Here is a 10,178-nt window from a genome sequence, read left to right on the forward strand (position 1 = left end):
CGACCGCCGCGGTGGGGCGTCCCGCGGTGAGTCGCGCGGTGGCGGACGGCAGTTCGACGACCGGCGATCCGCCGGTCGCCCCGGTCAGGACGCCCGCCAGGCAGCGCGGGTCGACGAACCGGCCCTCCCCGACGAGATCGAGGCCGCAGATCTCGACATGGAGATCAGGCGGGACCTCCGTGGGCTGGACAAGGCGAACGCCGAGCTGGTGGCTCGGCACCTGGTCGCGGCGATGCATTTCGTGGACGACGATCCCGAGCTGGCCCTCGCCCACGGGCGGGCCGCGAAGAATCGCGCCGGGCGGATAGGCGTCGTCCGGGAGACCCTCGGAGTGCTCGCCTACCGGGCCCGTGAGTGGTCCGAGGCCCTCGGGGAACTGCGTGCGGCCCGACGGATCTCGGGAGGTCCCGGTCTGCTCGCGATGATGGCCGACTGCGAGCGGGGTCTCGAGCGCCCGCAGAAGGCCATCGAGCTCGCCCGGGGGGAGGAGTCCCGCCAGGTCTCCGGTGAGGACCTCGTGGAACTGCGCATCGTCGAAGCCGGTGCGCGGGTGGACATGGGCCAGCTCGATGCCGCCCTGGTGACCCTCCAGGACGCCGGAGCCGATCCGGCGGCGGTGGGCGAGGAGGCGGCACGGTTGGACTACGCGTACGCGGAGGTGCTGCTGGCGTCCGGTCGGAAGGACGAGGCCGCCGCATGGTTCGGCCATGCGGTGGCGGCCGACCCTGATCATCACACGGACGCGGAGTCGCGCCTGGCGGAGCTCGAGGACTGACCCCGGTGTCACCAGCCACTCTGTCGGATCTGCACGACGCACTTCTCGTGGACCTCGACGGGACGCTCATCCGAGGTTCCGAGCCCGTACCGGGCGCGGCCGAGGCACTGGACGCCTCGGGGCTCCCGGTGGTCTACGTGACCAACAACGCGAGCCGTGCTCCCGCCGACACCGCGGCACACCTCCGCGACCTGGGTTTCACCGCCCGCGCGTCCGATGTCATGACGAGTGCCCAGGCGGCGGTGATGATGTTGGTCGATCACGTCGACGCCGGCGCGAGGGTTCTCGTGGTGGGCCACGACAGCTTCCGCGACCTCGCCAGGGAGGCTGGCTACGAGGTCGTCCACTCGGCCGACGACCATCCGGAGGTGGTCCTCCAGGGGCTGTCCCGCGAGCTGACCTGGGGCGACCTCGCCGAGGGGTGCCTCGCGATCCGCCGTGGGGTTCCGTGGGTGGCCTCCAACACCGACACGACGCTACCCACCGAGCGGGGCCTGCTCCCCGGCAACGGCTCGCTGGTCGCGGCGCTTCGTGCGGCGACGGACCGCGAACCCGTCGTGGCGGGGAAACCGGCCGCCGGGGTGCTCAGGGCCGCCGCCGACCTCGTCGGCGCGACGCGTCCACTGGTCATCGGCGACAGGCTCGACACCGACATCGAAGGGGCGGTCGCGGCCGACATGCCCTCACTTCTGGTCCTGACCGGTGTCCACGGGACGGCCGACCTGCTGGTCGCCGAGGAGCGTCGTCGCGCCACTCACCTGGCCCGGGACCTCTCGGCGCTCGCGGCGCCGCCCGAGTCGAGTCATATCGAGTCGGCCGCCGGACTCGACGCGAGGGTGCTGGACGGGTCTCTTCACCTGCAGGGGATCCCGGAGACGTTGAGTGGCGTCGACCTCGCGCGCAGCGTCATCCGTCAGGCGTGGCTGCACGGGGTGACCGCACTCGCGGATCCCGGTGACGGTGCGCGGTCGCGGCTCGCCGATGCGGGACTCGTCGTGGGCTAGCGTGGTCCGCGTGAGCACTCCCGGACCGACACCACTTCCAGGCCCCGTGGGCCCGGACGTCGACGAGCTCCGCTCGGCGTTCGACGATCTCCTCGCCGACTCCGTCGGGCCGTCGACGGCCGACGGCGATGACGGCGGGGTGGTCCGCGACGATCAGGTCCGGGCCCTGGACGCCGCTCATGACCTGCTCGCCCGAGCGCTCTCCGTCCTGGACGCCGCCCGCTGATGGCGGTCACACGGAGGCGCCTGGACGCCGAGCTGGTCCGCCGCAGGATGTGTGACAGTCGGGAACGGGCCCGGGACCTCATCGGCTCCGGGCGTGTGATCGTCAACGGGGTGGCGGCCAGCAAACCCGCGACCCAGGTGGAGCCCACCACCTCGATCGCGCTCGCCGCGTCGAACGAACCGGACTGGGCCTCCCGGGGAGCCCACAAACTCATCGGTGCGCTGGACGCCTTCGGTGTGCGCGTCGACGGTGCGCGCTGTCTCGACGCAGGTGCCTCCACGGGAGGCTTCACCGACGTTCTGCTCTCACGTGGTGCCGCCCGCGTCGAGGCGGTGGACGTGGGCTACGGGCAACTCGTGTGGCGCCTGCGCAGCGACGGTCGCGTCGGGGTCCACGACAAGACCAACGTGCGATCCCTCACTCCCGAGGACATCGGGGGCGAGGTGGACGTGGTGGTCTCGGACCTGTCCTTCATCTCCCTCCCGCTCGTCCTGCCCGCACTGACCGCGTGCGTCCGCACCGGTGGGGATCTGCTGCCGATGGTCAAACCGCAGTTCGAGGTGGGCCGCGAGCGGGTCGGCCAGGGTGGCGTCGTCCGCGACCCCGCCCTCCGGATCGAGGCGGTCACGGGTGTCGCGCGCGCCGCTGCGGCGCTCGGTCTGGAGGCCCTCGGCTGCGTGGCCAGCCCGCTCCCGGGGCCGTCCGGGAACGTCGAGTACTTCCTCCATCTCCGCAAGAACGGGTCGGGCGCCCCGGTGGAGCTGACACACCAGGCGTCGGACGCCATCCACCGCGCCGTGGAGGAGGGGCCGAGATGACGGACATGACAGGTCAGGGGACGCCCCGCCGGATCCTGCTCGAGGCCAATATCGAGCGGCCGGACATCGTCGCCATCGTCGCCCAGGTCGTCGACGCCTGCGCGAACCGGGGGATCGCGGTGCGGATGCTCGCCGACACGAGTGAGAACGTCGCCACGGGGACGGGCGTGGACTCGGTCGCCGACACTCCGCACGCCGCCGACGGGTGCGAGCTCGTCCTGGTCCTGGGTGGGGACGGGACGTTCCTGCGGGCGTGTCAGTACGCCACCGCGGCCGATGTGCCGGTGCTGGGGGTCAACCTCGGGCATGTCGGGTTCCTCGCCGAGTCGGAGGTCTCCTCGCTGCACGGGGTCGTCGAACAGATCGCCGACCGGGACTACCGGGTGGTCGAGCGCATGACGGTCGAGGCCACCGTCATGCACGGGGACACCGTCCTCGGCCACGACTGGGCGCTCAACGAGGTGAGTATCGAGAAGGTCTCCCGGCAGGGCGTCCTCGAGGCGTCGGTCGAGATCGATGGGCGACCGGTGAGCGACTACGGGTGCGACGGCATGCTCGTGTCGACCCCGACCGGGTCGACGGCCTACGCGTTCTCCGCGGGAGGGCCGATCGTCTGGCCGGAGCTCGACGCGATCCTGGTGGTCCCGAACAACGCCCATGCCCTGTTCGCCCGGCCCATGGTGGTGGCGCCGAGTTCGCGTGTCGCCGTGGAGACCGGGACCCGGTCGGGGCCCGCGGTGGTCGTGCTCGACGGGCGGCGGCTGGTCGACGCCCCCGCCGGTAGCCGCGTGGAGGTGGTGCGCGGCCGGAGGCCGGTCAAGTGGGTGCGATTGGACGACTCACCGTTCACGGACCGACTGGTGACCAAGTTCGAACTCCCGGTGACCGGGTGGCGTGGCCGGTCCGCCGCCCGCCCCCTCCCCTAGGGTGGGTGCGTGCTCACGGAACTTCGGATCAGCGGACTCGGCGTCATCGACGAGGCCGTGGCCGATTTCGCCCCGGGCCTGTCGGTCCTGACCGGTGAGACCGGCGCCGGCAAGACCATGGTCGTCACCGGTCTGAGGCTTCTGGCCGGGGGGCGCGCCGATCCGGGCCGGGTTCGCCGCGGTGCCGACAAGGCCGTGGTGGAGGGGCGGTTCGACCTGGCCGCCGCGGCGACGATGGCTTCCGAGGACAGAGAGCAGCTCGACAGACTCCTCGAGGAGGCGGACGTTGAGCTCGACGAGGACGGGACGGTGATCGCGGCCCGCCGGGTCGGCGCCGACGGACGCTCCCGGGCCCGGTTGGGTGGTCGGTCGGTGCCCGCCGGCACCCTGGCCCGGTTCTGTTCCCCGGTACTCGCGGTCCACGGCCAGAACGACCAGCTCCGGCTCCTGCGTCCGGACCGGCAGCGCGAGGCGGTCGACTCCCACGGGGGCGAGCGGGCGCGGGTCGCACTCAGGGCGTACCGGGAGACCTTCCACCGGTGGCGTGAGGCCGAGAGGTCGCTGGCAGAGCGCACGGGGCGCGCCCGCGAGCTGGCCCGCGAGGCCGACCTGCTGCGCCACGGGCTCGACGAGATCGACGCCCTGGACCCCAGACCGGGGGAGGAGGCCGAGCTCGACGCGGTCATCCGGCGTCTCACCGACTCGGAGGAGTTGCGTGAGGTGGCCGGGCAGGCGCACGAGACCCTGACGGGAGACGGAGAGACCGCGGAGCCGGTCGTCAACGTCCTGGATCAATTGCGGCAGCGGCTCGCGGGGGCGGGGGACCCCGCCCTGGATCCCATCGCCACGAGTATCGACCAGGCCGTCGCCGCGCTGGGGGACGCCGCGACCGAGCTCGGCCTCTATCTGGCCGAACTCCCGGTGGACGCGGCCGACCTCGATGCGGCGCTCGAGAGACGGCATGATCTCAGGGCGCTCACCCGGAAGTACGGGACCGACGTGGACGACGTGATCGAATGGGCCGCGAAGGCGCGCATCCGCCTGTCCGAGGTGGACACCTCCGACTCCGCTGTGGCCGACCTCACGGCCACGGTCGCGAGGCTCGCCCTCGAGCTGGAGGAGCGGGGCGCCGAGCTCACCGCCATCCGCAGGGCGGCGGGGGAGGACCTCGCACGACGCGTCACCTCGGAGCTGGCCGAGCTGTCCATGGGCGGAGCCGGGCTGGTCGTCAGGGTCACCCCTGCCGGGGACGGCCTCGCCGCCGCGACGGAGTCCGGCCTGGACGACGTGGAACTGGCTCTCGACGGGCCGTCGGGGGTCGTCCCGTTGGGCCGGGGGGCCTCCGGCGGCGAGCTGTCCAGGGTGATGCTGGCCCTGGAGGTCGTCCTGGCGGAACGTTCCGGTGGCGGGACGTTGGTGTTCGACGAGGTGGACGCAGGAGTGGGTGGACGCGCCGCGCTGAGCATCGGCAAGCGTCTGGCCAGGTTGGCCAGGACCCACCAGGTGATCGCCGTGACCCACCTCGCGCAGGTCGCCGCGTACGCGGACACGCACCTCGTGATCCACAAGGCCGCGGACTCCACGGGTGGGGACGGTGTCGTGTCCGGTGTGCGCGCGGTCGACGATTCGGACAGGGTCATCGAACTCGCGCGGATGCTCGCCGGGATGGAGGACACCGACACCGGTCTCGCGCATGCCGAGGAGCTCCTCGGCAAGGCGCAGTCGGAGAAGTCTCAAGCTCAAGTCGACCGTTAATCCGACACGCCGAACCGACCTCCCTCGTCACTCGAATCACACGCGTGATACTCGGGCACATGAAGATGACGGGTCTGCTCAATCGCCGCTCCAACGATCTCGCCGGTGTGGTCGGTACCGTCCGCCAGGTCCGGGCGGGATCACCGGTCCCCCGCAAGCTCGGCTCCAAGGACGTCGCCGTGCTCGACCTCGACCGGACGTCGGCGGCCACCGCCCGCGCCGTCGTCGAGGCCGATGTCGCCGCCGTCGTCCACGTGCCGCGCCCCGGTGAGGAGATGCTGCCCCGTGCCGCGTTCCGGATCCTCGCCTCGTCGACCATCCCCGTCATCGAGGACGCGGACCTCGCCGAGGTCGAGGACGGGACCCGGGTCCGCATCGACGAGGGCGTGGTCTACTCGGTCAAGACCGAGGGCCAGCTGGCCAGCGGCCGTGAGGTCGGCCCCGAGACCCTCCTCTCCGAGGTCCACGCCGCGGAGAACGGGTACGTCGAGTCCGCGCTGGCGCACCTGGCCAACGCCACGGAGTTCCTCAGCCTCGAGCACCAGTTGCTCCTCGACGGCGAGGGCCTTCCCGGGATCGACGTGGACTTCACCGGTCGCCACGTGGTGGTGGTGACCGGGGACCGGGCCTCGGAGGCGCAGCTCTCCGATCTCAAGCCCTTCATGAAGGAGTACCGACCGCTGGTCGTGGGTGTGGACGGGGGAGCCGAACTGCTGCGTGCGGCCCGGATCTCCGCCGACGTCGTGGTCGCGACCCCCACCGGGGTCTCCGACGAGGTGCTCACGGACGGCGCGGTCCTGGTCGTGCCGGCGGATCGCGACGGCAGGGCCGAGGGGCTCGAGCGGGTCACGGAGCTGGGCGTGGGGGCCACCACGTTCCCCGCCGCGGCGACCGCACGCGACATGGCCCTGCTGCTGGCCTTCCACGGCGGAGCCGAGATGATCGTGGTGACCGGCGACGACCGCGGACTCGAGAACGCGTTCGGCGCCTCCTCCGCACCGTCGTCGACCATGGTCGACACCGCCGTGTCGTCCCGCCTCGTCCACGCCGACGCGTGCGCGACTCTGTACCGCTCGCGAGGTGCCGGGATCGGGCTGGCCCTCGTGGTGCTCGCGGCGCTCATCGCGGTGGCCGCGGTGGTGGTCGCCCGCGACTCCGCCCAGGACCTGCTTATCTGGGCCATCGACGCATGGAACACCTTCGCCCTCTGGGTCCAGGGGCTCGTCCGTTGATCTCTCTGCGTCGCCACGTTCTCACGCTGGTCGCCGTGTTCCTGGCCCTGGGGCTGGGGGTGGTCCTGGGGTCGACATCCGTGGCGACGTCGATCCGGGACGCGGTGGTCGACCGCGAGGAGACGACGGCGGCGCAACTCGAGTCGACCCGGGCCGAGTCGGCCGAACGGCGACTCGCCGTCGACCGGCTCGACGACATGGCCGGTGAGCTCGCCCGGCCGGTACTGGACGGCACCCTCGAGGATCGCCCCGTGCTGGTCGTGGTGGCCCCCGGGGCGTCCGACGAGGACGTCAGCGCCGCCGTCGACGTCATCGGTGCGGCCGGCGGCATCGCCGCAGGACGGGTGACACTCACCGACAAGGCCGTCGACCCGGATGCCGACGCCGAGGTCCAGGCACTCGTGGCCAACCTGCCGATCGGAGACGCACCGGCCACCGATGCGGACCTGGGGACCCAACTGGGTACCGCCGTGGGCCGTGCCGGGTTGCTGCGGACCGAGGACGCGGAACCACACCTCGACGACGACGACCGCGAGACGGTCCTCACCACCCTGTCGGACGCGGGACTCGTCGAGTTCGAACCCGGCACCCTGAGACCAGGTCAGCTGGCGCTGGTCGTCACAGGCCCCGGCGAGGCCGAGTCGACCGCGGTCCGGGTGGCCTCGTTCGCGCGGACCCTGGACCGCGAGGGCGCGGGAGCGGTCGTGTCGGCCGAACTCACGGGCGCTCAGGGTTACGACGCGGTCACCGTGCTGCGCTCCTCCGGCGAGGACGGTGTCTCGACCGTCGACTCCGCGGGCTCGGACTCCGGCCGGCTGGCCACGGGGCTCTCGCTGGCGGAGCAGCTCGCGCGGGGGCAGGGACACTACGGGCTGCGCCCGGATGCGACCGCGGCGGTGCCGTCGCTCCCCACCGCGCCCGCTCGGTGATAGCCTGAAGCCCCGTGGGGTGCACCGGAGCCACACCAGCATTCATCCATTCCGGCGTCTGGACACGGGAGTCCCCTTGGCACTGAACCGAGCCGCATCGCGGTCCGCGACCAAGCACATCTTCGTCACCGGTGGCGTGGCGTCGTCGCTGGGTAAGGGGCTCACCGCCTCCAGCCTGGGGCAGCTTCTGACCGCGCGCGGACTCCGCGTGACCATGCAGAAGCTGGACCCGTACATCAACGTGGACCCGGGGACGATGAACCCGTTCCAGCACGGGGAGGTGTTCGTCACCGAGGACGGTGCGGAGGCCGACCTCGACCTGGGGCACTACGAGCGCTTCCTCGACCGCGACCTGAGCGCCAACGCCAACGTCACGACCGGCCAGGTGTACTCGGCCGTCATCGCCAAGGAGCGTCGCGGCGAGTACCTCGGGGACACCGTCCAGGTGATCCCGCACATCACCGACGCGATCAAGGAACGCATCATCGCGATGGGCGCGCCCGATGAGCAGGGCCGCCGCCCCGACGTGGTGATCACCGAGGTCGGTGGCACGGTCGGCGACATCGAGTCCCAGCCCTTCCTGGAGGCCTGCCGGCAGGTCCGCCACGAGGTCGGACGCGAGAACATCTTCTTCCTCCACGTCTCACTGGTGCCGTACCTCGCACCGTCGGGTGAACTCAAGACCAAGCCCACCCAGCACTCCGTGGCGGCGCTGCGGTCCATCGGTATCGTCCCGGACGGCCTCGTCCTGCGGTGCGACCGCGAGGTGCCGGACGGGCTCAAGTCCAAGATCGCGCTCATGTGCGACGTGGACCTCGAGGGCGTGGTCTCCACCCCCGACGCCCCGAGCATCTACGACATCCCGAAGGTGCTGTTCGGTGAGCATCTCGACACCCACGTCATCCGCAAGCTCAACCTGCCCTTCCGGGACGTCGACTGGACCGTGTGGGGTGAACTCCTCAAGCGAGTCCACGAACCGCGCGAGGAGGTCGAGATCGCCCTGGTGGGCAAGTACATCGACCTGCCCGACGCCTATCTGTCGGTGACCGAGGCCCTGCGCGCAGGCGGGTTCGCCCACCGGGCGAGGGTCAACATCCGGTGGGTGGAGTCCGACGCCTGTGCCACCGAGGCCGGCGCGCGGGAGGCCCTCCGGGGCGTCGACGGCATGCTGATCCCCGGCGGTTTCGGTATCCGTGGGATCGAGGGCAAGCTGGGCGCCATCTCGTGGTCGCGGAAGAACCGCATCCCGTTGCTCGGACTGTGTCTGGGCCTGCAGTGTTCGGTCATCGAGGCGGCCCGGTCGGTCGGGCTCGACGGGGCCTCGTCCAGCGAGTTCGAGCCGGACACCGAGCATCCGGTGATCTCCACGATGGCGGACCAGGTCGACGCGGTGGCCGGCAACGCCGATCTCGGCGGGACGATGCGCCTGGGCGCGTACCCGGCCGTGCTCACCAAGGGGTCCCTGGTGGCGGAGGCCTACGGCGCCACGGAGATCTCCGAACGGCACCGACACCGGTTCGAGGTCAACAACGCCTACCGCGACAAGGTCGCCGAGTCCGGTCTGCGGTTCTCCGGCACCTCGCCCGACGGCCACCTGGTGGAGTTCGTCGAGTACCCGCCGGAGCAGCACCCCTTCTTCGTGGCCACCCAGGCCCACCCCGAGTACAAGTCGCGGCCGACACGCCCCCACCCGCTGTTCGCCGCGTTCATCAAGGCGGCCCTGGACTACGAGAACGAGATGCGACTGCCGGTCGAGCCGTGGCGGGCCGACCAGTCGGGTGGGTCCGCTCACGCAACCGTCGCCGCTCCGGACGCCAAGACGTCCAGCGTGCGTGCCGATGACGTCGATGCCGAGCTGACCTCCGACGTCCGCTCGGACGGGAGCTGATCGAGGTGACCGACTCCGGTGCCCCCGGGTCGCACGAGTACCGCACCATCGCCAGTCGGGAGGTCTTCGACGGCCGGATCGTCCGGCTTCGTGTGGACACCCTCACGATGCCGGGCGGGAGCACCGCCGACCGCGAGATCTGCGGTCACGACGACGCTGTCGCGGTCATCGCCCTCGATGACTCCGATCAGGTGACGCTGGTCCGTCAGTACCGCCACGCGGTGGGGGAGCGGCTCTGGGAACTGCCGGCCGGACTGTGCGACGTCGACGGCGAACAGCCGGTCCAGACCGCGCAGCGCGAACTGGTCGAGGAGACCGGGCTGGAGGCGAGATCCTGGGAACCGGTGATCTCGATCGTTCCGTCGCCGGGATTCTGCACCGAACGCGTCCACGTGTTCCTGGCCAGGGGCCTGCGCGAGGTGACCCGGCCGGAGGCCATGCACGAGGAGGCGGACATGGAGGTGGCCCGGATGCCGTTCTCCGAGGCCGTGGACGCCGTCCTGGACGGGCGGATCGTCAACGGCATCGCCGTGGCCGGCATCCTCGCCGCGCGCGCGTCGATCGCCGGGCGCTGACGGGGCGTCCTGGCGATGACGCCGGCCGTGCCGCGATGACCCGGTCGGAC

At 71.5% G+C, this 10,178-nt stretch carries 9 protein-coding genes and 1 pseudogene; all 10 read left to right on the top strand.

Going from position 1 to position 10,178, the window contains the following annotated elements:
- Window positions 1–775, top strand: a 775-nt coding sequence (locus tag G6021_RS01710) for a hypothetical protein (RefSeq protein WP_182640534.1), incomplete at its 5' end; no start/stop codon positions are given.
- A 5-nt stretch (window positions 776–780) separates the two neighbouring features.
- Window positions 781–1,779, top strand: coding sequence for an HAD-IIA family hydrolase (locus tag G6021_RS01715; protein ID WP_304814589.1), 999 nt, complete (start codon window positions 781–783; stop codon window positions 1,777–1,779).
- 10 nt (window positions 1,780–1,789) lie between these two features.
- Window positions 1,790–2,005 carry a hypothetical protein gene (locus G6021_RS01720; protein ID WP_304814591.1) on the top strand — a complete coding sequence of 72 codons (216 nt, stop codon included), beginning with the start codon at window positions 1,790–1,792 and terminating at the stop codon, window positions 2,003–2,005.
- Window positions 2,005–2,823, top strand: a complete 819-nt coding sequence (locus tag G6021_RS01725) for a TlyA family RNA methyltransferase (protein ID WP_277817761.1) — start codon at window positions 2,005–2,007, stop codon at window positions 2,821–2,823. Before G6021_RS01720 ends, G6021_RS01725 begins: the two co-directional genes overlap by 1 nt.
- Window positions 2,820–3,749, top strand: a complete 930-nt coding sequence (locus tag G6021_RS01730) for an NAD kinase (RefSeq protein WP_182639299.1) — start codon at window positions 2,820–2,822, stop codon at window positions 3,747–3,749. Before G6021_RS01725 ends, G6021_RS01730 begins: the two co-directional genes overlap by 4 nt.
- A gap of 9 nt (window positions 3,750–3,758) precedes the next feature.
- Window positions 3,759–5,504 carry a DNA repair protein RecN gene (recN, locus tag G6021_RS01735; RefSeq protein WP_182640535.1) on the top strand — a complete coding sequence of 582 codons (1,746 nt, stop codon included), beginning with the start codon at window positions 3,759–3,761 and terminating at the stop codon, window positions 5,502–5,504.
- 59 nt (window positions 5,505–5,563) lie between these two features.
- Entirely contained in the window at window positions 5,564–6,736 is a 1,173-nt protein-coding gene (gene steA, locus G6021_RS01740; protein WP_182639297.1) for a putative cytokinetic ring protein SteA, read from the top strand.
- Window positions 6,733–7,665: a copper transporter gene (locus tag G6021_RS01745; protein ID WP_241731263.1), complete on the top strand. Its 933-nt coding sequence runs from the start codon at window positions 6,733–6,735 to the stop codon at window positions 7,663–7,665. The genes steA and G6021_RS01745 overlap by 4 nt, the downstream gene beginning before the upstream one ends.
- Before the next feature lie 76 nt (window positions 7,666–7,741).
- Window positions 7,742–9,421 (top strand): annotated as a pseudogene (locus tag G6021_RS01750) (CTP synthase); the annotation flags it as partial.
- A 137-nt stretch (window positions 9,422–9,558) separates the two neighbouring features.
- Window positions 9,559–10,128, top strand: coding sequence for an NUDIX hydrolase (locus tag G6021_RS01755; protein WP_182640536.1), 570 nt, complete (start codon window positions 9,559–9,561; stop codon window positions 10,126–10,128).
- Window positions 10,129–10,178: the final 50 nt, after the last annotated feature.

Origin of the sequence: Dietzia sp. CW19, from assembly GCF_014145265.1 — a bacterium.
GTDB lineage: Bacteria > Actinomycetota > Actinomycetes > Mycobacteriales > Mycobacteriaceae > Dietzia > Dietzia natronolimnaea.

What these genes read in the sequence shown, in the direction of transcription:
- G6021_RS01725 (WP_277817761.1), top strand. Translation starts at nt 2,005, where the DNA reads ATGGCGGTCACACGGAGGCGCCTGGACGCCGAGCTGGTCCGCCGCAGG.
- G6021_RS01730 (WP_182639299.1), top strand. Translation starts at nt 2,820, where the DNA reads ATGACGGACATGACAGGTCAGGGGACGCCCCGCCGGATCCTGCTCGAG.
- steA (WP_182639297.1), top strand. Translation starts at nt 5,564, where the DNA reads ATGAAGATGACGGGTCTGCTCAATCGCCGCTCCAACGATCTCGCCGGT.